Source organism: Streptomyces sp. SLBN-31, assembly GCF_006715395.1.
Lineage (GTDB): Bacteria > Actinomycetota > Actinomycetes > Streptomycetales > Streptomycetaceae > Streptomyces.
The window spans coordinates 1,371,523-1,394,199 of the sequence record NZ_VFNC01000002.1; the positions used below are offsets into that span (position 1 = coordinate 1,371,523).

Here is a 22,677-nt window from a genome sequence, read left to right on the forward strand (position 1 = left end):
GGGAAGGTCGTAACACCAAGCCGCAGGGAGGTCGGCCATGCCCATCGCGACGGTGAACCCGGCGAACGGCGAGACGCTCAAGACGTACGAGGCCATGGGCGAGGAGGAGCTCGAGCGCCGGCTCCAGCTCGCGGAGGCGACGTTCCGCACGTACCGGACGACGTCGTTCGCCGAGCGCGCCCGCCTGCTGAACCGGGCCGCCGAACTGCTCGACGGGATGCAGCAGGACATCGGCCGGGTGATGACCACCGAGATGGGCAAGCCGGTCAAGCAGGCCCGCGCGGAGGCCGCCAAGTGCGCCAAGGCGATGCGCTGGTACGCCGAGCACGCCGAGGAACTCCTCGCCGACGAGGAGCCGTCCGACTCCGACGTCAAGGACTCGGGCGCGTCACGCGTTCGGGTGCGGTACCGGCCGCTGGGCCCGGTGCTCGCGGTGATGCCGTGGAACTTCCCGCTGTGGCAGGTGGTCCGGTTCGCGGCGCCCGCGCTGATGGCGGGGAACGTGGGCCTGCTCAAGCACGCCTCCAACGTCCCCCAGACGGCCCTGTTCCTGGAGGACCTCTTCCACCAGGCGGGCTACCCCGAGGGCTGCTTCCAGACGCTGCTCGTCGGCTCCGGCGCGGTCGACGACATCCTGCGCGACGACCGGGTCAAGGCGGCCACGCTGACGGGCAGCGAACCGGCCGGGCGGGCGGTGGCGTCCACCTCCGGAGAGATGATCAAGAAGACGGTGCTGGAGCTGGGCGGCAGCGACCCGTACGTCGTCATGCCCTCCGCCGACATCGACCGGGCGGCCAAGGTCGCGGTCACCGCGCGGGTGCAGAACAACGGGCAGTCGTGCATCGCCGCCAAGCGGTTCATCGTGCACACGGACGTGTACGACCGGTTCGCCGAGCGGTTCGTCGAGGGCATGAAGGCGCTCAGGGTCGGCGACCCGCTGGAGGAGGACACCGAGGTCGGGCCGCTCTCCAGCGAGCAGGGACGGACCGATCTGGAGGAACTGGTCGACGACGCGCGGCGCAGCGGCGCCGAGGTGCTGTGCGGCGGGCAGCGGCCGGACGGACCCGGCTGGTTCTACCCGCCGACCGTGCTCGCCGGGATCACCCGGGAGATGCGCATCCACCGCGAGGAGGCGTTCGGGCCGGTCGCCACGCTGTACCGGGCGGCGGACCTGGACGAGGCCGTGCTCATCGCCAACGACTCGCCGTTCGGACTCAGTTCGAACGTGTGGACCCGGGACGAGGCGGAGGTGGACCGGTTCGTACGGGACCTGGAGGCCGGCGGCGTGTTCTTCAACGGGATGACCGCCTCCCATCCGGCGTTCCCGTTCGGCGGGGTCAAGCGGTCCGGGTACGGGCGTGAGCTGGCCGGGCACGGAATCCGCGAGTTCTGCAACATCACGACGGTTTGGCACGGGGCGTGAGTGTTGCGCGGCTAACATCCCGGTTGTGAACCGCGAAGTGACTCTGCCTCTGATCGTCGACGACCGCGGGACCCTGCAGGTGGCCGCCGCCGACGTGAGCAAGTTGTTGCGGACCGTGGGCGGTCGGTGGCTGCACCTCGTGGAGGCCGGTGAGGAGGGCCTCGACGAGGACACGGTGGCCGCGTTGACCATCGAGCTGGCCAAGCTCGCCGACCGGATCGACGTGGCGTGCATCGCCCACAGCAGCGGGGGCGCACCGTAGGCCCTGTCGTCATATTCCCGTCGTCCGCCCGCCGGGCAGGCGGGAATTTGACGACAGGGCCTAGGGGGTTCAGGGCAGCGAGGGCAGAGTCGACAGGGTGCTCCAGAACATCGCCTCGTAGCTCTGCAGCAGGCGGCCGTAGGCGTGTGCGCGTTCCTCGCTCAGGGTTCCCGCGTCCAGGCCCGCCTGCACCGCCGCTCTCGCCGTCCGGTCCAGTTCGGGGGCCGGCTGCGCGAAGAGGTCGAAGAACGCGCAGGCCTCGTCCTTGAAGCCGTAGTGGACCCGCAGGGCCCTGGCGATCTGCGCGCAGTAGCCTCCCCACGCCGAAAAGTTGGCGGTGATCGCCAGGACCATGTCCGCCGGGGAGGCGTTGAGCGCGAGCCAGGCGACGTAGGCCGGGTAGGCCTGGCAGCCGGGCAGGGGCGCGTAGGCGCGGGAGCGGGCCTCGTCGATGCCGCAGGCCGACGCGAACGGCCCCAGCCGCTCCTGCGCCAGCGACTCCCCCTCGGCGAGCATCTCGAAGAACGCCGCCGCCTCCGGCTCCTCGGTCGCGCGCCGCGCCAGATGCAGGAACGCCGCCCGGTCCGCGGGGATCACCCACTGCTGTTCCAGGGCCAGGGTGGCGAGCGTGTCCCGCGGGGCCTCGCCGCGGGCGATCAGCGGGACGAGGGGGTTGGCGTGGGGGTCCGGGGCCAGCTCTGCGGTGGTGTTCTCCAGCAGTTCCGCGGCTGCCTGCGCCATCGCGTCCTCCGTCGGTGAGATGTGGGGCTCTCCTGCTCCGACCTTCGCACGGATCCCGGACACGGAGCAGCCCACCGCGAGGTCGTCGCCCTGTCGGGTGACCGGAGGCGCGCCGGAGACCGGGATCCGGTTCACTCCCGGACGCCGATGGCCTCGACCGGACGGATCCGCAGCAGCAGTCGTGTCGGCACCATCACGCCCACCGTGGCCAGGACCGCCAGGGCGCCGGCGATCACCGCGTAGCCGAGCGGTGGCACGGCGGGCCACGGTGTTCCACCCAGCGCCAGCGCGACCAGGAGGAGCGGGAAGACGGACAGCAGCGTGCCGGTCCCCACGCCGGCCAGGACGACGACGGCGCTCTCCCTGCGCATCATGCCGACGACCTGACGGCGGGCCGTACCGGACAGCCGTAGCAGCGCGAACTCGCGGCGGCGGGCGGCCGTCGTCATCGCGAGGGAGTTGACCACGGTGATCGCGGTGTAGGCGATGATCACGCCGACGACGAGGTAGTTGACCCAGGCGTTCGCGCGCTGTTCCGCCAGCTGGTCGTCGGCGGTCAGGTCGCTGCGCACCGTCGTGCCGGGGTAGGCCGCGGCGAGCCCGGCCAGGGCGCGGGAGAGGCCGTGCGCCCGGGGCGCGCCGCGGACGAGGACCGAGGCGTCGGCCTTCCGGGTGGTGTGGGCGAGCAGGAGGTCGTGGTCGAGGGTGACGTCGGCGAAGCCGAGACCCCGGCCGTAGACGGCGATCACCCGGCCCCGGAACGGTGTGCCGTCGCCGAGGTGGAGCCGTGCGGTGTCGCCCACGGCGAGGCCGAGCCAGGAGGCCGCGGTGGTGCTGAGCGCCACCGTGTCGCGCGCGAGGGAGGTCGGGTCGCCCTCGCGGGTGCGCAGGTCGAGGGTGGCGGTGAGGGCGCGGGGGTCCACGCCCTGCGCGCTCAGCGACACGGCTTCCTGCGCGCCCATGAGTTCGCCCGCGGCCACGACCTTGGACTTCACCAGGCCGGTGGCGGCGGCGACCTGCCCGAGGTCCCGTGCTTTCGCCGCGAGGTCGGGCGACACACCGGCCGGCGCGGTGAGCACGTGGTCGGCGAGAAGACCGGAGTGGATCTGGTCGGAGGACTCCCGCAGGGCGGTGGTCTGGGTGAAGACGACGGTCGAGGCGAAGGACACGGCCAGGATCAGCGGGGTGATGGCGCCCGCCAGCCGTCCGGCGTTGGCGCGGGAGTTGGCCGCCGCGAGATGGCCGGTGACGCCGGTCCGCTCCAGCGGCGGGGCCAACAGGCGTACGGCGGTGCGGGCGAGCAGCGGGCCGAGGACGGCGCCGGCGATCACCAGGAGGAGTACGAGGGAGTTGGCGAGGCCGACCAGGGTGAGGAAGTCGGCGTGCTGCACCAGGCCGGTGACGAAGACCCCGGCCGAGAGCACCAGCAGCACCCCGCCGGTGATCCGGCGCCCGCGGCTCAGGCCGGCGGGCTCCACGGCCGCCTCGCCGAGGGCCTCGGTCGGCCGGATACGGCCCGTGCGCAGGGCGGCGATCAGGACGGCGGCCACCGCGGTCAGCACGGTCACCAGGACCGCGGCCAGGAACGGCAGCGGGCTGAGGGCGAGCGCGAAGTCGGGCGGCACGATGCCGTGTCCGGCGAACCGGTCGCGCAGCCAGTGCACCAGCAGCAGTCCGAGCGGGCAGCCCAGCAGCCCCGCGACGAGCCCGGTGACGGCAGCCTCCGCGGCCAGCATCCGCCTCAGCTGGCCGGGCGTGGTGCCGACGGCGCGCAGCAGGGCGATCTCCCGGCGGCGGTGGCGGACGGACAGCGCGCTGGTGGCGTACAGGACGAAGACGGCGATGAGCAGGACGTTCCCGCCGACGGCACCGGCCAGGACCGTGAGGTCGGAGCCGCTGACGGCGACGTCGAGGAACTCCGCCCGGCCGCGTTCGTCCCCGGTGTGCACGGCGAGGCCGTCGTCGTCGAGCGCGGACCGCAGGGCGTCGGCGAGCCGGCCGGCTGAGGTGCCCGGGGCGGTCTTGACGCCGAACGCGTAAGTGGTGGGCCCGAGTTGGCGCAGACCCGGACCGGTCAGGAACAGCACCGACTGGCGGGGCGCCCGGCCGTCGTCGAGGGCTACGAGTCCGGTCACGGTGTAGGCGCGGGGCTCGGAGGCGGTCATCAGCCGGACGGTGTCGCCGGGACGGATGCCGGCCCGGCCGGCGAGTTCGGTGTCCAGAACGGCCTCCCGCGCGGTGCGCGGCGCGTGGCCCCGGGTGAGCCGGAAGTCGCCGAGTCCCAGGCCCGACCAGTTGTGGGCCTGGGGTGCGGTGCCGTGCCGGCCCGGCAGGGGCCGCCCCGCGGCCGTGGTCAGGCGTACGGTCGCGCCGTCGTCCTCGGTCACCGCGCGGACCCCGGGCACCTTCCCGATCCGCTCCGTCAGGGATGCCCGCAGCGGTACGCGCTCGGGCAGCGGCTGGGACTGCCTCATCGTCGAGCCGTCCACGTCCTTCAGGGTCAGTTCGAGGTCCTGCCGGCCGGTGACGAGGACGTCGGCGGCCGCGTACCGCTCGGGCGGGGAGCCCGCCCGGATGCCGGACTCCAGGAGGATGCCGCAGGCACTGAGCACGGCGGCGCCCAGCAGCAGGGCGACGAAGGTGCCGGCGAACCCGGCGGCACGGGACTTCAGGGTCTGCAGGGCGAGCGTGAGCATCACACCGCCCTCCGCAGGCCGGTCATGACCTCGGCGACCCGGTCGGCGCTGGGGGTGACCATGCCGTCGACGACGCGTCCGGCGCCGAGGAAGAGGACCTGGTCGGTGTGGGCGGCGGCGACCGGGTCGTGGGTGACCATCACCACCGTCTGGTGCAGATCGGTGACGGCCTGGCGCAGCAGGAGCAGGATGTCGCGGGCGGTCTCCGGGTCGAGAGCGCCGGTGGGCTCGTCGGCGAAGATCACCTCGGGCCGGGCGACCAGGGCACGGGCGATCGCGACGCGCTGCTGCTGGCCGCCGGAGAGCTGCGCCGGGTAGCGGGTCAGCCGTCCGCCGAGGTCGACGGCGCCGACGATGTGGCGCAGCCAGTCCGGCTCGGGCCGGCGCCCGGCCAGGCGCAGCGGCAGCAGGATGTTCTGCTCGACGGTCAGCGACGGCAGCAGGTTGAAGGCCTGGAAGACGAACCCGACCCGGGTGCGCCGCAGTTCCGTCAGCCTCCGTTCCCTGAGCACCGACAGGTCCTGGTCGCCGAGGCGTACCTCGCCCGCCGTGGGCCGGTCCAGGCCGGCCGCGCAGTGCAGGAAGGTGCTCTTGCCGGACCCCGAGGGGCCCATCACCGCCGTGAAGGTGCCGGACTCGATGCCCGCGCTGACCTTGTCGAGGGCGAGGACGGCGTCCGGGCCCTCCCCGTACCGCTTGGTGACGTCCGTGAGTTGGACCGCGTACCGGCTTGCGAGCACCGTGACTCCCCTGGCGACTGTCCTTCAGTGGTGTCTCAAGTGCATCGTGGGCGGCGGGACTTGGCCTCGGCCGAGCAGTCGAACCGGTGTCTCGGCCGGGTGGGCGAGGCGGGTGGGGGTCTCCTCCTCGCGGAGGAGACTCGACGGAGGAGAGCGGTGCCGGCTTTCCACCTCAGGGGAGATCACGGGGGTTCGCGGTCCGTCTACGGTAAGGGGCATGAACCGGATGGAGTCGCTGGCGGGACGCCCCTGGCCGCGGGCCGTCACCGACGCGGCTCTCGCCGTGCTGCTGACCGTCGGCTGTCTGGCGCTGCCCCTGGCGATGCCGCACGGCGGCCCCGATCTGCGCGCGCCGGACGCCCCGTGGGTCGTCCTGGTCCTGTTGACCACGCTGCCTCTGGCGGTGCACCGGCTGTGTCCGCTGCCCGCCCTGCTGGTGATGTCGGCGGCCGCGGGAGTGCTCCAGGCCCGGCACTACGTCCCTGACCTGTCCGGGCCCGACGGCACCTCCATCGGGCCCACCTACCTCGCCGTCGCCACGGCCGTCTTCCTCACCGCCACCCGCACCACACCGCGGGTCGCCACCCTGGTCGGCTCGGTGCTCATCCCGGCGGCCGCCGTGACGGAGGCGGTGCTCGCCCCGTCCGGGCACCGCGTCGCCGCGCTGCTGACCGAGGCGGTGCTGCTGGTCGCCGCGTGGGCGCTGGGGCGGCTGGCCAGGGCGCGGGCGGCGATCCGGGACCAGGCGCTGGAGCGGGCCGCCGCGCTCGAACGGGAGCAGGCCGCCGACGCGCGGGCGGCGGTCATGGCGGAGCGGGCCCGGATCGCGCGCGAGCTGCACGACATCGTGGCGCACAACGTGAGCCTCATGGTGGTGCAGACGATCGCCGCCGACCGCGTCCAGGACCGCGACCGGGACAAGGCGCACGAACTGCACGGCGCCATCGAGGAGACCGGGCGGGCCACCGTCACGGAGCTGCGCCACCTCCTCGACGTGCTGCGCACCGACGAGGAGGGGCCGGGCGACCCGAGCCGGGAACCTCCGCAGCCCACCGTCGAGGCGCTGCCCGCGCTGGTGGACTCGGTGCGCGCGGCCGGGCTGCGGGTCGACTTCAGCACCAGCGGTGAGCCGGTCGAACTGCCCGCCGGTTCCCACCTGGCGGTGTACCGGATCGCGCAAGAAGCGCTCACCAACACGCTCAAGCACGCCGGCCGTACCAGGACCGCGCTCACCCTGGCCTGGGAGCCGGAGCGGGAACGGCTCACCGTGCGGCTGTGCGACGACGGACCGGCGTCCGACGGCGAGCCGGTGCGGCCGCCCGTCGCGGCGCACGGCACCGGGCACGGTCTGGTCGGCATGCGCGAGCGGGTCGGCGCGGTGGGCGGCTCCCTGCACACCGGCTCCAGGCCGGGCGGCGGCTACTGCGTGCACGCCGTCATCCCGCTCCCGGTCCCCGAACCCCGGCACGAAGGGCACAGCGCATGAACGTCATCCGGGTCCTGCTGGTCGACGACCAGCCCATGATCCGCACGGGATTCCGGCTCATCCTGGAAGCGGAGCCCGACATCACGGTCGTGGGCGAGGCGGCGGACGGCACGGAGGCCGTCGAGCTGACCGGCACCCTGTGCCCCGACGTCGTCCTGATGGACATCCGCATGCCGCGCACGGACGGCGTGGAGGCCACGCGGCGCATCGTGGAGACCGGTTCGGCCAGCAGGATCGTCATCCTGACGACCTTCGACCTGGACGCCCATGTCGTGGACGCCCTGCGCGCCGGGGCCAGCGGGTTCCTGGTCAAGGACGGCCCCGCCGACTCCCTGGTGGGCGCGATCCGCACGGTCGCCGACGGCGAAGCCGTGCTCTCGCCCCGTGTCACCCACCGGCTGCTGGACCGCTTCGCGCACCTGGGCGCGCCGGCCGAGGCGCCCGTGCCGGCCCGGCTCGACGCCCTCACCGGGCGTGAACTGGATGTGCTGCGGTCGCTCAGCCGCGGTCTGTCGAACGCGGAGATCGCGCTCGAACTCGGTGTGGGCGAGACGACGGTGAAGACGCACATCGCCCACATCCTGGAGAAGTACGGCCTGCGCGACCGGGTCCAGGCCGTGATCCTGGCCTACGACAGCGGTCTGGTCGTGCCGCGCGCGGGCCGCTGAGCCGCGCTGAGCGGACCCGGTGAAGTCCGCCGCGGGTCCGCAACGCCCCCGAAGGGGCGCGGGGAAGTGCGCGACCGGACACGACGGCGCCGCGGACGACCGACCGCAGATCGCGGCACTTCAGCGGAGCGCTCAGCGGATCGGCATGCCCGACAGGGTGCGGGCGATCACCAGGCGCTGGATCTCGCTCGTGCCCTCGAAGATGGTGTAGATCGCGGCGTCCCGGTGCATCCGCTCCACCGGGTACTCCCGCGTGTAGCCGTTGCCGCCGAGGATCTGGATCGCCTGCGCCGTGACCTTCTTCGCCGTCTCGCTGGCGAACAGCTTGGACATCGACCCCTCGGCCGCGGTGAACGGCCTGCCGTTGATCGCCATCCACGAGGCCCGCCAGACCAGCAGCCGCGCCGCGTCGACGGACGTGCGCATGTCGGCGAGCTGGAAGGCGACGCCCTGGTTGTCGATGATGGGCCGCCCGAACTGCTCGCGGGTCTTGGCGTAGTCGAGGGCGACCTCGTAGGCGGCACGGGCGGTGCCGACCGCCATCGCGCCGACGGCCGGACGGGACGCCTCGAACGTGGCCATGGCGGCGTTCTTCACGCGCTCACCGCCCTGCTTGGCCCGCTCGCGGGCACGGGCCAGGCGCTCGTCGAGCTTCTCCTTGCCGCCCAGCAGGCAGGAGCCGGGGACGCGGACGTTCTCCAGGACGACCTCGGCGGTGTGCGAGGCGCGGATGCCGTGCTTCTTGAACTTCTGCCCCTGCGACAGGCCCGGCGTGTTCGGCGGGATGATGAAGGAGGCGTGGCCCTTGGAGCCGAGCTCGGGGTCGACGACCGCGACGACGACGTGAACGTTGGCGATACCGCCGTTGGTCGCCCAGGTCTTCGTGCCGTTGATCACCCACTCGTCCTTGGCCTCGTCGTAGACGGCACGCGTGCGCATGGAGGCCACGTCGGAGCCGGCGTCGGGCTCGGAGGAGCAGAAGGCGGCGACCTTGACGTCGTTGGCGTCGCCGTACATCTGCGGGATCCAGGTGCCGATCTGTTCCTCGGTTCCGTTGGCAAGAACGCCCACGGCGGCCAGACCCGTGCCTACGATCGACAGGGCGATGCCCGCGTCGCCCCAGAACAGCTCCTCCATGGCCATCGGGATGCCCAGCCCGGTGGGGTCGAAGTACTGCTGGGCGTAGAAGTCGAGGGAGTAGATGCCAACCTTCGCGGCCTCCTGGATGACCGGCCAGGGAGTCTCCTCACGCTCGTCCCATTCGGCGGCCGCGGGGCGGATGACGTCGGCGGCGAAGCCGTGCAGCCAGTCCCGGACCTCCTTCTGTTCGTCGTTGAGCTCCATGGTGAACTCGGCCATGTCCCCTCCAGCGGCGACGTGCAAATGTGTTACTAGCGGTAACCCGAGTCTGTTACCCACGGGTAGGAAAAGTCAACTCCGACGACGTCTCGGCAGCCTGTTCGATGCAGTGGGCATGTTGGGTGTTAGTTTGCGCAGGCGTTACCGATTCAGCACGGGTGGGGAGAGCTCATGGACACCACACAGCGGACCGAGCAGCAGCGGTCCGCCGACCGCCGTCGGCGCGAGCTGCTGGAGGCCGCGGACAGGGTGGTGCTGCGGGATGGCCCACAGGCCTCGATGAACGCCATAGCGGCGGAGGCGGGCATCACGAAGCCGATTCTCTACCGCCACTTCGGTGACAAGGGCGGCCTGTACGCCGCGCTGGCCAAGCGGCACACCGACGCCCTGCTGGATTCCCTGCGCGCGGCGCTCGACGCGCCCGCGGAGCGCCGGGAGCGCGTCGAGGCCACGCTGGACACCTACCTCGCGGCGATCGAGGCACGGCCCCAGGTGTACCGGTTCCTGATGCACCCGGCGGAGGGCGGTACGGCGGCCGAGCAGGGCTTCGACGTCGGCAAGCACTCGGCGCCGCTGCTGCGCAGGATGGGCGAGGAACTGGCCCAGGTCATCGAGGACCGGCTGGACCTGGGCCCCGAGAGCCAGCGGCTGGCCCGGGTCTGGGGGCACGGGATAGTCGGGATGATGCACGCGGCCGGCGACTGGTGGCTGGGGGAACGACCGTGCTCGCGCGCGGAGTTGGTACGGAGCCTGGCCGACCTGCTGTGGGGGCGGCTGGCCGCGGCCGGCGACCGGATCGGCGGCCCGGGCTTCTAGAGGCCGCTCTCCCGCAAAGATCCGCCGGAAGGGCGGTGCCAGGACGCCTTCGCCACCTGGCGCAGCAGCTTCCGTCTGCGCCGTCCGGTGAGGTGATCGGCGTAGATCCGGCCCTCGAGATGGTCGCACTCGTGCTGCAGGCACCGCGCGAAGAAACCCGTTCCGTGCACGGTGACCGGCTCCCCGGTCACCGTGAACCCCTCCACCACCGCGTGGTCGTGGCGCTCGGTCCCCGCCTCCAGGCCCGGCAGCGACAGGCAGCCCTCCGGGCCGCGGACCACCACCCCGTCGGCCTCCACCAGACGCGGGTTGACCATGTGGCCGAGATGGCGGACGTCCTCGTCGTCCGGGCAGTCGTAGACGAAGACCCGCCACGGCTCCCCCACCTGGTTGGCCGCCAGGCCCACGCCTTGGGCCGCGTACATCGTGGCGAACAAGTCCTCCACGAGTGCCGCCAGTTCGGGGCCGAAGTCGGTGACTTCCGCGCAGGGAGCGTGCAGTGCCGCGTCCCCGAGCAGGGTGAGGGGTCTCACTCGCCCGTGGACGCCCGGAATGGAGCCGTTTCGCATGGCCGCAAGCGTACGGTCGCGCGCGTCTTGGCCATGCCGTGGTTCGGGACTGCGAGTGGATCTCGATAGGCTGAGGTCCACACCACGTTGCCGTCAGGCTTGAGGCGCGGCGCGTACGCAAGGAGGATCGAGAACTGATGTCAGGCAACTCGGACCCGCTCACGCCGCGGGCCAAGCTGGCCGTGACCGCGGGCAAGGCGGTCGCAGCGGCATCGCGAGCCGCGGGGCGCGGCAGCGGTTCGGTGATCGGCGGCCGGGTGGCGCTCAAACTCGACCCCGACCTTCTCGCCCGGCTCGCCCAGAACCTGGACGTGGTCCTGGTCTCCGCGACGAACGGCAAGACGACCACGACCCGGCTCATCGCCGAGGCGCTGCGGGCCGCCGGACCCGTCGTCTCCAACGCCCTCGGCGCCAACATGCCCGCCGGTATCACCTCGGCGCTGGCCGGCAGCTCCGACGCGCGCTACGGCGTCATCGAGGTCGACGAGAAGTACCTTGCGGGCGTGGCCCGGGACACCGCCCCGAAGTGCATCGCCCTGCTCAACCTCTCCCGCGACCAGCTCGACCGCGCCGCCGAGACCCGCATGCTGGCGGAGAACTGGCGTGAGGGGCTCGCGGGTTCGAAGGCCGTCGTCGTCGCCAACTGCGACGACCCGCTGGTCGTGTGGGCGGCCTCCTCCTCCCCCAACGTCGTCTGGGTCGCCGCCGGGCAGATGTGGAAGGACGACGCCTGGTCCTGCCCGTCCTGCGGTGGCGTGATGCAGCGGCCCGGCGACGACTGGTTCTGCGGTGAGTGCGGCTTCCGGCGGCCCACGCCGAGCTGGGCGCTCTCCGGTGACCACGTGCTCGACCCGCACGGCTCGGCGTGGCCGATCCATCTGCAGCTGCCGGGCCGCGCCAACAAGGCCAACGCCGCCTCCTCGGCCGCCGTCGCCGCCGTCTTCGGGGTGCCCCCGCAGGTCGCCCTGGAGCGCATGTGGCAGGTGCAGGCCGTCGCGGGCCGTTACGACGTGGTGCAGTTCCAGGGGCGTGACCTGCGGCTGCTGCTGGCGAAGAACCCGGCGGGCTGGCTCGAAACGTTCAGCCTGATCGATCCGCCGCCGACCCCGGTGATCCTCTCGGTGAACGCGCGCGGCGCCGACGGCACCGACACCTCCTGGCTGTGGGACGTCGACTACACGCGCCTGTCCGGTCACCCGATCTGCGTGATCGGCGACCGCAAGCTGGACCTGGCGGTGCGTCTGGAGGTCGCGAACCAGAACTTCCAGGTGTGCGACAACCTCGACCAGGCGGTCCAGGCGAGCCCGCCGGGCCGGATCGAGGTCATCGCCAACTACACCGCCTTCCAGGACCTGCGCCGCCGCGTCGGCAACTGAGACATCAGGGGACTTTTGTGAGCGACAACCAACTGCGGATCGTCTGGATCTACCCCGACCTGCTCAGCACCTACGGCGACCAGGGCAACGCCCTCGTCGTGGAGCGCCGGGCCCGGCAGCGCGGCCTGGACGTGGCCCGGCTCGACGTGCGCAGCGACCAGCCGATCCCGACGTCGGGTGACATCTACCTCATCGGCGGCGGCGAGGACCGGCCCCAGCGGCTGGCGGCCGAGCGGCTGCGCCGCGACGGTGGCCTGCACCGGGCCGTCGGGAACGGCGCGATCGTCTTCTCCGTCTGCGCCGGCTACCAGATCCTGGGCCACGAGTTCATCAACGACCTCGGCCAGCGCGAGCCGGGCCTCGGCCTGCTCGACGTGGTCTCGGTCCGCGGAGAGGGCCAGCGGTGCGTCGGCGACGTGCTCGCCGACATCGACCCGCGCCTCGGCCTGCCCCCGCTGACCGGCTTCGAGAACCACCAGGGCGTCACCCACCTCGGCCCGTCGGCCCGCCCCCTCGCCCAGGTCAAACTCGGCAACGGCAACGGCACGGGAGACGGCACGGAGGGCGCGTACAACGACACGGTCTTCGGTACGTACATGCACGGGCCGGTGCTGGCCCGCAACCCGCTGATCGCCGACCTGCTGCTGAAGCTGGCGCTCGACGTGAACGCGCTCCCCCCGACCGACGACCGGTGGTACGAGGCGCTGCGCAACGAGCGCATCGCGTCGGCTCAGCAGCCCGCCTGACACCTCCAGTCCCACCCCTCGTAACCAGCCCGTCTGACGCGAAGTACGCACAGGTGAGCGGGGTCGTCCAGCAGTCGGACGCACGGTGCGGCCCCGCCCCCTCCTGGCGCTAGGGTGGCGGGGTTCGAGCCGGACAGCGCGGTCCGGTGCCGACCACGTTGAGAAGGTTCTCTCGGGCTATGCGCATTGGTGTCCTCACGTCCGGCGGCGACTGCCCCGGCCTGAACGCCGTCATCCGGTCCGTCGTCCACCGTGCCGTCGTCGACCACGGTGACGAGGTCATCGGCTTCCGGGACGGCTGGAAGGGCCTCCTCGAGTGCGACTACCTCAAGCTCGACCTCGACGCGGTGGGCGGCATCCTGGCCCGCGGCGGCACCATCCTCGGCTCCTCCCGGGTCCAGCCCTCGCACCTGCGCGACGGCGTGGCACGGGCCAGGGAGCACGTCCAGGAACTCGGTCTGGACGCGATCATCCCGATCGGCGGCGAGGGCACGCTGAAGGCGGCCCGGCTGATGTCCGACAACGGTCTGCCGATCGTCGGGGTCCCCAAGACGATCGACAACGACATCGCCGTCACGGACGTCACCTTCGGCTTCGACACGGCCGTGGGCGTGGCGACCGAGGCACTGGACCGGCTGAAGACCACCGCCGAGTCCCACCAGCGGGTGCTGGTCGTGGAGGTCATGGGCCGGCACACCGGCTGGATCGCCCTGCACTCCGGCATGGCGGCCGGCGCGCACGCCATCGTCGTCCCCGAGCGGCCCTTCGACATCGAGGAGCTGGCCGCCCGCGTGGGCGCCCGCTTCGACCAGGGCAAGCGGTTCGCCATCGTGGTCGCCGCGGAGGGCGCCAAGCCGAGGGCCGGGACCATGGACTTCGACGAGGGCGGCAAGGACATCTACGGGCACGAACGGTTCGCCGGCATCGCCCGTCAGCTGTCGATCGAGCTGGAGGAGCGCCTCGGCAAGGAGGCCCGGCCCGTGATCCTCGGTCACGTCCAGCGCGGCGGCACACCGACGGCGTACGACCGGGTGCTGGCCACGCGGTTCGGCTGGCACGCGGTGGAGGCCGTGCACCGCGGCGAGTTCGGCCACATGACGGCGCTGCGCGGCACCGACATCGTGATGGTGTCGCTGGCGGAGGCCGTCGAGACCCTGAAGACGGTGCCGGCCCAGCGCTACGACGAAGCGGAGTGCGTCCTCTAGGCATGGAGCGGGAACTCGCGATCGCCACGGAACTCGCGCAGTGGGCCGCGGACCGCATCCGCCGGCCCCGCGCCACGGACGAGGTGCGAGAGAAGGCCTCCCCGGCCGACATCGTGACGGACACGGACGAGGCGGTGGAGACCCACGTCCGTGCCGTGCTGCGCCGGGAGTTCCCGCAGTACGGCATCGAGGGCGAGGAGTACGGCGTCCACGAGGGCGCGCCCGGCGCCCCGCACTGGGTGATCGACCCCGTGGACGGTACGACGAACTACGCGCACGGCATCGGCTGGTGCTCGTTCTCCCTCGGCCTGGCCACGGCACAGGGCGAGCCGCTGCTGGGCGTGGTGGCCGACCCGTGGCGCGGTGAGATCTTCTCGGCGGTCAAGGGTGGCGGCGCCCGCCTCAACGGCCGGCCGGTGCACGCGGCCGCCCACGACACCCTGACCGGCCACGCGTTCCTGACGGAATGGGCCGCCCACGCCCACTGGCCCGGCATGGACGACCTGCTGCGGGAGCTCGCGGCCCGCCACTGCACGGTGCGGATCATGGGGTCGACGGCCCTGTCGCTGGTACAGGTCGCGGCCGGCCGGGCCGTCGCGGCGGCCATCGGCGAGTTCCATCCCGTGGACGCCCTGCCACCGCTGCTGATCGCGACGGAGGCGGGCGCAGTGGCGGTGCCGGAGCTTCCGGCGTACGGCACCCCGTTGCTGCTCGTCGCCCCGCGGGCGGCGGCCGAGGCCACGGCCCTGTGGGAGAAGTCGGTGCCGCGCCGGGGCGAGTGAGGGGCGGCCCCGGTCGCGGGGGCGTGCGCGGACAGTTCTAGTCTGTGTGCGGACACACTTGCACAACCCCCACGAATCAGGAGCCGGCCGATGGATCACAGCGGGCACGGCATGACCATGGACCTGCCGCCGTTCACGCTGGGACGGGGTCTGGAATGGTCCGCGGACCCGTTCTTCCTCGTCGCCTGCCTGCTGGGGCTGGCGCTGTACGGCTGGGGTGTCGTGCGGCTGCGGCGGCGCGGGGACACATGGCCGGTGGGCCGGACCATCTCCTTCGTCACCGGCGTGCTGACCATCGGGCTGGTGATGTGCACCGCCCTCAACGACTACGGCATGGTCATGTTCAGCGTGCACATGGTGCAGCACATGATCATCAGCATGCTGTCGCCGATCCTGATCCTGCTCGGCGCCCCCGTGACCCTCGCCCTGCGCGCGCTGCCGACCGCGGGCAAGGGCCGCAAGGGGCCGCGCGAGCTGCTGCTGATGCTGCTGCACAGCCGCTACATGCGGATCATCACGCACCCGGCGTTCACCATTCCGATGTTCATCGCGAGCCTGTACGCGCTGTACTTCACCCCGCTGTTCGACTTCCTGATGGGGTCGAAGACGGGACACGTCGCGATGATGGTGCACTTCCTCGCCGTCGGTGTCGTGTTCTTCTGGCCGATCATCGGCGTGGACCCGGGCCCGCAGCGGCCGGGCCACCTGATGCGGATGCTGGAGCTGTTCGCGGGCATGCCGTTCCATGCGTTCTTCGGCATCGCGCTGATGATGGCGTCGACGCCGATGGTCGAGACGTTCAAGAACCCCCCGGCCTCCCTGGGCATCGACGCCCTGTCCGACCAGACCGCGGCCGGCGGCATCGCCTGGGCGTTCAGCGAGGTCCCGTCCGTACTGGTGCTCCTCGCCCTGCTGTTCCAGTGGTACAGCTCCGAACAGCGCCAGGCCAAACGCAAGGACCGGGCCGCCGACCGGGACGGCGACAAGGAACTCGAGGCCTACAACGCCTATTTGGCCTCATTGAACGCGCGCGGACACTGAAAGGCTTCGCCATTCGGCCGCTTTCAGTAGCATGAGGCGTCAGGGGGAAACCGCCGGGGGGAGCGGTGATGACGTTTCGCGCATTTATGCAAAGGACCGGGAAATCGGCGATTCGCAGGATCGCCGTGCTGCTCGTCCTCGTACTGGCGGTCGGCGGATGTGATCGCAGCCCGCCACTGACCCTGGTACGGGCGGTCGCCGCGGGCGTTCCCGCCCTCTCGCCGTTCTTCGACGAACACCGCGGCCTGGGCCACGACCAGGCATTACGCCCGTCGATCGGGCGCGGCAGCCTGCAACAGGGGGACACTCCCGGCCTGTACGGGGGCACGCGTGAGACGAGTGTCTGTGACGTCCGAGAACTCAAGGCTTTTCTCACGGACCCCGCCCATCACCAAAAGGCACAGGCGTGGGCGGCGGCACTCGACATCACCACCGACCGCATTCCGGGATATCTGGACCGGCTCACTCCCGTTCTCCTGCGTCACGACACTCTCGTTCGGAATCACGACTACAAAAAGGGAAGGGCGACTCCGTTCGACTCCCTGCTGCAGGCCGGAATCGCCGTTCTCGTCGACGAACAGGGACTTCCGGCCGTGAAGTGTTCGTGCGGAAATCCCCTGCGGCCTTTCGCGGGTGACACGAAGCGCGTTTCGGTCACGTTCGGAAACGGCAACCGGAAGTGGCGGGGATATGAGCGATCCTCCGTGGTGGCGGTGCGTCCGGCGCCCCGGCGGCTGGACCGGCTCGCTCTGGTCGACGTCACCGACCCCGCCCGCGGCATCGCCCGGCCGGTGGGCACGACAGGCGGCCACGACACGTCCTTCGACGCGGGCAGGCCTCGCACGGTGCCCGATCTGATCGGGACGACGTTCGCCGAGGCGAGCCGGCTGCTGACCGGGCAGGGGCTGGCCGTCGGCTATGCCGGAAAGACGCGGCCCGCCGACGATGCGCAGGTCACGGTCGCTGATCCGCCGGCGGGTACGCGACTGCGATTCGGGCAGTACGTGACCTTGAGCACGACCGAGGGGACCTCGTCGGGCCCGGGCACGTCCGGGACGCCGACCGCTCCCCCGGCCGCCTCGCCGTCCCCGCAGCCTTCGTCGCCGTCCAGGACGTCCAAGGCCCCGCCTTCGTCGCCCTCGTCCCCTTCACCCCCTTCATCCTCGTCGTCCTCGTCGTCCTCGTCGTCCTCGTCGTCGTCCGCGCCGAAGACCGGCTCGCCCGGGACCGGCGCTCCGGCGACGAGCAGCGCACCACCGCCGCCGCCCAGCAGCGCCCCGGTGGTCACCACCAGCGCGCCGCCCCCGTCGAGCGCGCCCGTCACCACCAGTGCCCCCGCCGAGAGCGAGCCCGTTTCCTCCGGGCCCGCGTCGAGCGCGATCACTTAGTGCCCCAGCACAACCCGGGAGTCACCGGATGCATCCAGGATCACCGACGTCGGGAGTGGGCCGGGTCATCGCCGGCCGTTATCTGCTGCTCAACCGCCTCGGCAGCGGCGGCATGGGCCATGTGTGGCTCGCCCACGACCAGAGACTCGCGTGCGAGGTGGCGCTGAAGGAGATCGTGTTCCGCGACCCCGACCCGGCGGGCGAGGAGCGGGAGGCCCGGGTCGCGCGGGCGCGCGCGGAGGCCCGGTACGCGGCGGGGCTGCGCGGTCACCCGCACGTGGTCACGGTGCACGACGTGCTGGAGCACGAGGGGCTGCCGTGGATCGTCATGGAGTACGTGGCGGGCGCCACGGATCTGCGCGACCTGGTCGAGCGGCGCGGCCCGCTCGCGCCGGCGGAGTGCGCCCGCGTCGGCCTCGCCGTCCTCGACGCACTGAACTCCGGACACGAGAGGGGAGTGATGCACCGGGACGTGAAGCCGGCCAACATCCTGCTGGCGCCGGACCGCACCGGGGCGCCGTACGGCCGTGTCCTGCTCACCGACTACGGCATCTCGGTGCGGCCGGACGCCGGGGAGACCCGGTACACGCTGGCGTCGGTGCTGGTGGGGACGTCCGGCTATCTGGCGCCGGAGCGGGCCACGGGCGGTCCGCCGACCCCGGCCGCCGACCTGTTCTCGCTGGGCTGCACCCTGTACTGCGCCGTCGAGGGCCACGGTCCCTTCGAGCGGGAGTCCAACCTGGCCGAGGTCACGGCGGTGGTGATGGAGGAGCCGCGTCCGGCGGTGCGGGCCGGCGCGCTGGGCCCCGTACTGCGGAGTCTGCTGGAGAAGGATCCCGGGCGGCGGCCGTCGGCATCGCAGGCGGAGGCAGCGCTGTCGGAGATCGTGACGCCGCGGGCCGAACCGTACGCCCGGACCAGGACCGATCTCGGCTCGCAGCCGCCATGGGCGGGTGTGGCCCCCGCGCCGCCCCCGCCGGCCCCCGCACCGGACGGTTTCGGACCCGTCGGCGCGCCCCCGTCCGCTCCCCGGCACCGCCGGGAGGTTCCCCGCGTGCTGCGCGCCGTCCTCGCCGCCTCGCTCGGCCTGCTGCTGGCGCTGGGCGGCGTCTGGTACGCCATGGCCCGCCAGGGCGGCGGAGGCGGTACGGGGAAGGCGCCGCCGTACGGCTCGGCGGTCGGGCTGGTCCGGCCGTTGAAGGACGGTGACTGCGTGCTCGCGGACTGGCCCGGAGCGGGCCGCTTCGCCGGCACGCCCCGGCTGACGTTAGATCCCTCGTGCGGCGCCCGGGCGCCGGACGGGCAGGTGATGGCGTTCGCGGCGGCGACCTCGGCGGACGAGGCCCGCAAGGAGGGGCCGGCGCGGTGCGAGGAACGGACCCAGGAGATCCGGGAGCGGCTGGCGGACGTCCGTAGCCTCGCCGTCGTGCCGACCGGGGCCGGTTTCGAGGCGGCGGGGCGGCGGACGGCCTGTCTGGTGCTGGGCGCGCACGGACCCGTGTACGGCCCGCTGGGCGCTCACCGCAGGCTGGGCTCGTCCTTCACCGACACGGCGAACATGCAGCGCCGGGACTGTCTGCGGACCACGTCCGATCGGAACGCCGGCCTGGTCTCGTGCTCCGGCCCGCACGACGAGCAGGTGCTCGGTTTCACCCGGCTGGGCAGCGACGTCACGCTCACCGAGGCCCGGACGCGGTCGGACGCGGCCTGCGCGAAGGACGTGCCGCCGCGCGACTACGGCTTCGACCCGTCGGTCTACACGTCCGGGTCCTGGACCAGCCAGGGCCCCTGGAAGTCGGGCACGCATTTCGTCGTGTGCACCGTCAGGAAGCAGAACGGGGGCACCATGGAGGAGGGGGACGAATCCTGAGGAGGGTGTCGCGATGCCCGGTTCCACGGACGGTTCTACCAAGGCGATGGGGGTGCTCACCGTCGGCGGTCTCGTCGCGGTGACCGCCTACACGGTGGCGCTCGGCAGCAACGGCTGGCTGTGGTTCGGCTGGGTCGTGCTGGGGTTGCTCACCCTGGGGATGATCGCCACCCACAGCAGCGCGTGAGGCTCACTCCCCGGCGAGGTCACCGGAGAACCCCCCGAGCTCCTGGGTGATCCGCCCCGCGGAGTGCACGCCCGGCTGGTACTTGGGCAGCCGGGCGGTGACCTTCATGCCCGCGCCCACGGCGGTCTCGATGACGAGCCCGTAGTCGTCGCCGTAGACCTGCCGGAGCCGGTCGTCGACGTTGGACAGGCCGATGCCGCCGGAGGGACTGACCTCGCCGGCGAGGATGCGGCGCAGCACGACCGGGTCCATGCCCACGCCGTCGTCCTCGATGACGACCAGCGCCTCGGCGCCGGCGTCCTGCGCGGTGATGGAGATGCGGCACTTGCCCCCGGCGGAGACGGCCCCGCCCTCCAGTCCGTGCTTGACGGCGTTCTCGACGAGCGGCTGCAGGCACAGGAAGGGCAGGGTGACCGGCAGCACCTCGGGGGCGATCTGCAGGGTGACGGAGAGCCGGTCGCCGAAGCGGGCCCTGACGAGCGCCAAGTAGTGGTCGATGGCGTGGAGTTCGTCGGCGAGGGTGGTGAAGTCGCCGTGCCGGCGGAACGAGTAGCGGGTGAAGTCGGCGAACTCCAGGAGCAGTTCACGGGCGCGTTCGGGGTCGGTGCGGACGAACGAGGCGATCACCGCGAGCGAGTTGAAGATGAAGTGCGGGGAGATCTGGGCGCGCAGCGCCTTGATCTCGGCCTCGATCAGGCGGGTTCGGGACTGGTCGAGGTCGGCGAGTTCGAGCTGGACGCTGACCCAGCGGGCCACTTCCCCGGCCGCGCGGACCAGCACGGCGGACTCGCGCGGCGCGCAGGCCACCAGGGCCCCGTGCACCCGGTCGTCGACGGTGAGCGGGGCGACCACCGCCCAGCGCACCGGGCAGTCGGGGTGCTCGCAGTGCAGGCGGAAGGCCTCGCCGCGGCCGGTCTCCAGCGGGCCGGCGAGCCGTTCCATGATCTGCGTGCGGTGATGGCCGCCCACACCGTCCCAGACCAGGACGTCCTTCTGGTCGGTCAGGCACAGCGCGTCGGTGCCCAGCAGCGAGCGCAGTCTGCGGGCCGACTTGCGGGCGGTCTCCTCCGTCAGGCCCGCGCGCAGCGGGGGCGCGGCGAGGGAGGCGGTGTGCAGGGTCTGGAAGGTGGCGTGCTCGACCGGGGTGCCGAGGCCGCCGAGGCTCTCGGGGCGGGCCGTGCGCCGGCCCAGCCAGAACCCGGCCGCCAGCAGCGGGAGCGCGGCCACGCACAGGCCGGCCAGGAAACCGCTCACGCCTTCACCTCCGCCCGCAGTTCCTCCGGCAGGTGGAACCGCGCCAGGATCGCCTCCGTGCCCGTCGGCACCCGCCCGGGCGTCGCCAGGGACACCAGCACCATGGTGAGGAAGCCCAGCGGCACCGACCAGAGCGCCGGCCAGGCCAGCAGGGCGTGCAGCGGGCCCGAGCCGGGGAAGCCGGCCATCGTCGCGGCCACCGCCACGAACGCCGAGCCGCCCCCGACCAGCATGCCGGCCGCCGCGCCGGGCGGGGTCAGCCGCCGCCACCAGATGCCGAGCACGAGCAGCGGGCAGAACGAGGACGCGGACACGGCGAAGGCCAGGCCGACCGCGTCGGCCACGGGCAGGCCGCCGACCAGCAGACTGGCGGCGAGCGGCACGGCCATGGCGAGCACGGTGCCGAGCCTGAAGTGCCGTACGCCGCGGGTCGGCAGGACGTCCTGGGTGAGGACGCCGGCGACGGCCATGGTCAGTCCGGACGCCGTGGACAGGAACGCGGCGAAGGCCCCGCCCGCCAGCAGGGCGCCGAGCAGGTCGCCGCCGACGCCGCCGATCATGCGGTCCGGCAGGAGCAGGACGGCGGCGTCCGCGTCGCCGCTGAGGGCGAGTTCGGGGGTGTAGAGGCGGCCGAGGGCGCCGTAGAGGGGCGGCAGCAGGTAGAAGGCGCCGATCAGGCCGAGGACGGCGACCGTGGTGCGGCGGGCGGCGACGCCGTGCGGGCTGGTGTAGAAGCGGACGACGACGTGCGGCAGGCCCATGGTGCCGAGGAAGGTGGCGAGGATCAGTCCGTACGTGGCGTACAGCGGGCGTTCCTCGCGGCCCGAGGCGAGGGAGGTGGACATGCCGCCGTTGGTGCCGGGGTCGGCGGAGGGGACGGCGGTGCCCTTGGCGAAGGTGAGCCGAGTGCCCTGCGCGATGTGGTGGGTGCCGGCCGCGAGCCGCACGTGCCCGCCGTCGTGCGGGGAACCGTCGACCGTGCCGGTCACGGTGACGGTCAGGGGTCGTTCGAGCCGGAGGTCGAGGCTGTCGGCGACGCGTACGGAGCGCTGTTCGCGGAAGGTCGCCGGTTCGGCGAAGGCGTGGTGGGGCGCTCCGTCGCTCTGCCAGGCCAGGGCCAGGAAGAGGGCGGGGACGAGCAGGGCGGTGAGCTTGAGCCAGTACTGGAAGGCCTGCACGAAGGTGATGCTGCGCATGCCGCCGGCCGCGACGGTGGCCACTACGACGAACGCGACGATGACCCCGCCGAGCCCGTCGGGGGCGCCGGTGAGGACCGTGAGGGTCAGCCCCGCGCCCTGGAGCTGGGGCAGCAGGTAGAGCCATCCGACGCCGACGACGAAGGCCCCGGCCAGCCGCCGTACGCCGTAGGAGGCGAGCCGGGCCTCGGCGAAGTCGGGCAGCGTGTATGCGCCGGAGCGGCGCAGCGGGGCGGCGACGAACAGCAGCAGCACCAGGTAGCCGGCGGTGTAGCCGACCGGGTACCAGAGCATGTCGGGGCCCTGGATCAGGACCAGTCCGGCGATGCCGAGGAAGGAGGCGGCGGAGAGGTACTCGCCGCTGATGGCGGCGGCGTTGAGGCGGGGGCCGACGGTGCGGGAGGCGACGTAGAAGTCGGAGGTGGTGCGCGAGACGCGCAGGCCGAAGGCGCCGACGAGGACGGTCGCCACGACCACCAGGGCCACCGCCGGGACGGCGTAGCCGGAGTTCACCGGTCCTCGACGAGCCGTACGAAGTCCCGCTCGTTGCGCTCGGCACGGCGGACGTACCACAGGGCGAGCAGCACGAGGGGGGCGTAGAGGCAGAAGCCGAGGATGCCCCACTGCAGACGGTGCGCGTCGGGCATGGCGGCGAACACCAGCGGCAGCGGGCCCATGAGCAGGCCGAGTACCGCGAACACGGCGAGGGCGGCGCGCAGTTGGCTGCGCATGAGGGAGCGGACGTAGGTGTGGCCGAGGGTGGTCTGTTCGTCGATCTCGGTGCGCGGCCGGTAGTAGCCGGAGGCGCGCCGGGTGCGGCGGGGCGGGCCGGTGACGACGCGGCGTTCGCCGGGGTCCTGGTGGGGCACGTG

21 protein-coding genes are annotated in these 22,677 nt (G+C 72.5%); 13 read left to right on the forward strand and 8 right to left on the reverse strand.

Annotated features, from left to right (window positions below; genetic code table 11):
• The first annotated feature begins 37 nt into the window (after nt 1–37).
• Both FBY22_RS26215 and FBY22_RS26220 read left to right on the forward strand, forming a co-directional pair.
• Nucleotides 38–1,423 (forward strand): NADP-dependent succinic semialdehyde dehydrogenase, encoded by a 1,386-nt coding sequence (locus tag FBY22_RS26215; RefSeq protein ID WP_142149924.1) that lies wholly within the window; start codon nt 38–40, stop codon nt 1,421–1,423.
• A gap of 25 nt (nt 1,424–1,448) precedes the next feature.
• Entirely contained in the window at nt 1,449–1,685 is a 237-nt protein-coding gene (locus FBY22_RS26220; RefSeq protein WP_067428106.1) for a DUF6213 family protein, read from the forward strand.
• A 69-nt stretch (nt 1,686–1,754) separates the two neighbouring features.
• Here FBY22_RS26220 and FBY22_RS26225 read toward each other — a convergent pair whose 3' ends face one another.
• From FBY22_RS26225 to FBY22_RS26235, 3 genes are all read right to left on the reverse strand, one after another.
• Nucleotides 1,755–2,426, reverse strand: a complete 672-nt coding sequence (locus FBY22_RS26225; RefSeq protein WP_142149926.1) for a transcriptional regulator — start codon at nt 2,424–2,426, stop codon at nt 1,755–1,757.
• A 131-nt stretch (nt 2,427–2,557) separates the two neighbouring features.
• On the reverse strand, nt 2,558–5,122 hold the full coding sequence (locus tag FBY22_RS26230) for an FtsX-like permease family protein (RefSeq protein ID WP_142149928.1): 2,565 nt from the start codon (nt 5,120–5,122) through the stop codon (nt 2,558–2,560).
• Nucleotides 5,122–5,862: an ABC transporter ATP-binding protein gene (locus FBY22_RS26235; RefSeq protein ID WP_142149930.1), complete on the reverse strand. Its 741-nt coding sequence runs from the start codon at nt 5,860–5,862 to the stop codon at nt 5,122–5,124. The genes FBY22_RS26230 and FBY22_RS26235 overlap by 1 nt, the downstream gene beginning before the upstream one ends.
• Before the next feature lie 217 nt (nt 5,863–6,079).
• Between FBY22_RS26235 and FBY22_RS26240 the strand changes: the two genes are divergently transcribed.
• Together FBY22_RS26240 and FBY22_RS26245 are read left to right on the forward strand one after the other, a co-directional pair.
• Nucleotides 6,080–7,348, forward strand: a complete 1,269-nt coding sequence (locus FBY22_RS26240) for a sensor histidine kinase (protein WP_142149932.1) — start codon at nt 6,080–6,082, stop codon at nt 7,346–7,348.
• The gene (locus tag FBY22_RS26245) at nt 7,345–8,016 is read left to right on the forward strand and encodes a response regulator transcription factor (protein WP_142149934.1); all 672 of its coding nucleotides are present in this window, start codon (nt 7,345–7,347) and stop codon (nt 8,014–8,016) included. Before FBY22_RS26240 ends, FBY22_RS26245 begins: the two co-directional genes overlap by 4 nt.
• 132 nt (nt 8,017–8,148) lie before the next feature.
• On the opposite strand, the gene FBY22_RS26250 is transcribed toward FBY22_RS26245, so the two are convergent.
• Entirely contained in the window at nt 8,149–9,375 is a 1,227-nt protein-coding gene (locus FBY22_RS26250) for an acyl-CoA dehydrogenase family protein (protein ID WP_142149936.1), read from the reverse strand.
• Between the two features lie 171 nt (nt 9,376–9,546).
• Between FBY22_RS26250 and FBY22_RS26255 the strand changes: the two genes are divergently transcribed.
• Nucleotides 9,547–10,191 (forward strand): TetR family transcriptional regulator, encoded by a 645-nt coding sequence (locus tag FBY22_RS26255; RefSeq protein ID WP_058926763.1) that lies wholly within the window; start codon nt 9,547–9,549, stop codon nt 10,189–10,191.
• On the opposite strand, the gene def is transcribed toward FBY22_RS26255, so the two are convergent.
• A complete protein-coding gene (def, locus tag FBY22_RS26260) occupies nt 10,188–10,760 on the reverse strand; it encodes a peptide deformylase (protein WP_142149938.1) in 573 nt (190 codons plus the stop codon). The genes FBY22_RS26255 and def overlap by 4 nt on opposite strands.
• Before the next feature lie 137 nt (nt 10,761–10,897).
• On the opposite strand from def, the gene FBY22_RS26265 reads away from it, so the two are divergent.
• The 8 genes from FBY22_RS26265 to FBY22_RS26300 all read left to right on the forward strand — a co-directional run bounded on the left by FBY22_RS26265 (nt 10,898) and on the right by FBY22_RS26300 (nt 19,355).
• Nucleotides 10,898–12,136, forward strand: a complete 1,239-nt coding sequence (locus FBY22_RS26265; protein ID WP_142149940.1) for a MurT ligase domain-containing protein — start codon at nt 10,898–10,900, stop codon at nt 12,134–12,136.
• Nucleotides 12,137–12,153: 17 nt separating this feature from the next.
• Entirely contained in the window at nt 12,154–12,882 is a 729-nt protein-coding gene (locus FBY22_RS26270; protein ID WP_142149942.1) for a type 1 glutamine amidotransferase, read from the forward strand.
• A gap of 179 nt (nt 12,883–13,061) precedes the next feature.
• The gene (locus tag FBY22_RS26275; protein WP_142149943.1) at nt 13,062–14,087 is read left to right on the forward strand and encodes a 6-phosphofructokinase; all 1,026 of its coding nucleotides are present in this window, start codon (nt 13,062–13,064) and stop codon (nt 14,085–14,087) included.
• A 2-nt stretch (nt 14,088–14,089) separates the two neighbouring features.
• Entirely contained in the window at nt 14,090–14,869 is a 780-nt protein-coding gene (locus FBY22_RS26280) for an inositol monophosphatase family protein (protein ID WP_142149945.1), read from the forward strand.
• 90 nt (nt 14,870–14,959) lie between these two features.
• A complete protein-coding gene (locus FBY22_RS26285; RefSeq protein ID WP_142149947.1) occupies nt 14,960–15,910 on the forward strand; it encodes a cytochrome c oxidase assembly protein in 951 nt (316 codons plus the stop codon).
• An 86-nt stretch (nt 15,911–15,996) separates the two neighbouring features.
• A complete protein-coding gene (locus FBY22_RS26290) occupies nt 15,997–17,298 on the forward strand; it encodes a PASTA domain-containing protein (protein WP_260845324.1) in 1,302 nt (433 codons plus the stop codon).
• A 28-nt stretch (nt 17,299–17,326) separates the two neighbouring features.
• Complete coding sequence (locus tag FBY22_RS26295) at nt 17,327–19,168, forward strand: serine/threonine-protein kinase (protein WP_142149951.1); 1,842 nt, start codon at nt 17,327–17,329, stop codon at nt 19,166–19,168.
• Nucleotides 19,169–19,181: 13 nt separating this feature from the next.
• The gene (locus FBY22_RS26300; protein WP_142149953.1) at nt 19,182–19,355 is read left to right on the forward strand and encodes a hypothetical protein; all 174 of its coding nucleotides are present in this window, start codon (nt 19,182–19,184) and stop codon (nt 19,353–19,355) included.
• Between the two features lie 3 nt (nt 19,356–19,358).
• On the opposite strand, the gene FBY22_RS26305 is transcribed toward FBY22_RS26300, so the two are convergent.
• The 3 genes from FBY22_RS26305 to FBY22_RS26315 are packed head-to-tail and all read right to left on the reverse strand — an operon-like array spanning nt 19,359 to nt 22,674.
• On the reverse strand, nt 19,359–20,609 hold the full coding sequence (locus tag FBY22_RS26305) for a sensor histidine kinase (protein ID WP_142149955.1): 1,251 nt from the start codon (nt 20,607–20,609) through the stop codon (nt 19,359–19,361).
• The gene (locus FBY22_RS26310) at nt 20,606–22,318 is read right to left on the reverse strand and encodes a cation acetate symporter (protein WP_142149957.1); all 1,713 of its coding nucleotides are present in this window, start codon (nt 22,316–22,318) and stop codon (nt 20,606–20,608) included. The genes FBY22_RS26305 and FBY22_RS26310 overlap by 4 nt, the downstream gene beginning before the upstream one ends.
• Complete coding sequence (locus FBY22_RS26315; RefSeq protein WP_142149959.1) at nt 22,315–22,674, reverse strand: hypothetical protein; 360 nt, start codon at nt 22,672–22,674, stop codon at nt 22,315–22,317. Before FBY22_RS26315 ends, FBY22_RS26310 begins: the two co-directional genes overlap by 4 nt.
• Between the last annotated feature and the right edge of the window lie 3 nt (nt 22,675–22,677).

Bases quoted from the DNA above. Each gene is read 5' to 3' on its own strand.
- FBY22_RS26215 (WP_142149924.1), top strand. From the start codon at position 38: ATGCCCATCGCGACGGTGAACCCGGCGAACGGCGAGACGCTCAAGACG.
- FBY22_RS26225 (WP_142149926.1), bottom strand. From the start codon at position 2,426: ATGGCGCAGGCAGCCGCGGAACTGCTGGAGAACACCACCGCAGAGCTG.
- FBY22_RS26230 (WP_142149928.1), bottom strand. From the start codon at position 5,122: ATGCTCACGCTCGCCCTGCAGACCCTGAAGTCCCGTGCCGCCGGGTTC.
- FBY22_RS26240 (WP_142149932.1), top strand. From the start codon at position 6,080: ATGAACCGGATGGAGTCGCTGGCGGGACGCCCCTGGCCGCGGGCCGTC.
- FBY22_RS26245 (WP_142149934.1), top strand. From the start codon at position 7,345: ATGAACGTCATCCGGGTCCTGCTGGTCGACGACCAGCCCATGATCCGC.
- FBY22_RS26250 (WP_142149936.1), bottom strand. From the start codon at position 9,375: ATGGCCGAGTTCACCATGGAGCTCAACGACGAACAGAAGGAGGTCCGG.
- FBY22_RS26255 (WP_058926763.1), top strand. From the start codon at position 9,547: ATGGACACCACACAGCGGACCGAGCAGCAGCGGTCCGCCGACCGCCGT.
- def (WP_142149938.1), bottom strand. From the start codon at position 10,760: ATGCGAAACGGCTCCATTCCGGGCGTCCACGGGCGAGTGAGACCCCTC.
- FBY22_RS26265 (WP_142149940.1), top strand. From the start codon at position 10,898: ATGTCAGGCAACTCGGACCCGCTCACGCCGCGGGCCAAGCTGGCCGTG.
- FBY22_RS26275 (WP_142149943.1), top strand. From the start codon at position 13,062: ATGCGCATTGGTGTCCTCACGTCCGGCGGCGACTGCCCCGGCCTGAAC.
- FBY22_RS26280 (WP_142149945.1), top strand. From the start codon at position 14,090: ATGGAGCGGGAACTCGCGATCGCCACGGAACTCGCGCAGTGGGCCGCG.
- FBY22_RS26285 (WP_142149947.1), top strand. From the start codon at position 14,960: ATGGATCACAGCGGGCACGGCATGACCATGGACCTGCCGCCGTTCACG.
- FBY22_RS26290 (WP_260845324.1), top strand. From the start codon at position 15,997: ATGCAAAGGACCGGGAAATCGGCGATTCGCAGGATCGCCGTGCTGCTC.
- FBY22_RS26295 (WP_142149951.1), top strand. From the start codon at position 17,327: ATGCATCCAGGATCACCGACGTCGGGAGTGGGCCGGGTCATCGCCGGC.
- FBY22_RS26300 (WP_142149953.1), top strand. From the start codon at position 19,182: ATGCCCGGTTCCACGGACGGTTCTACCAAGGCGATGGGGGTGCTCACC.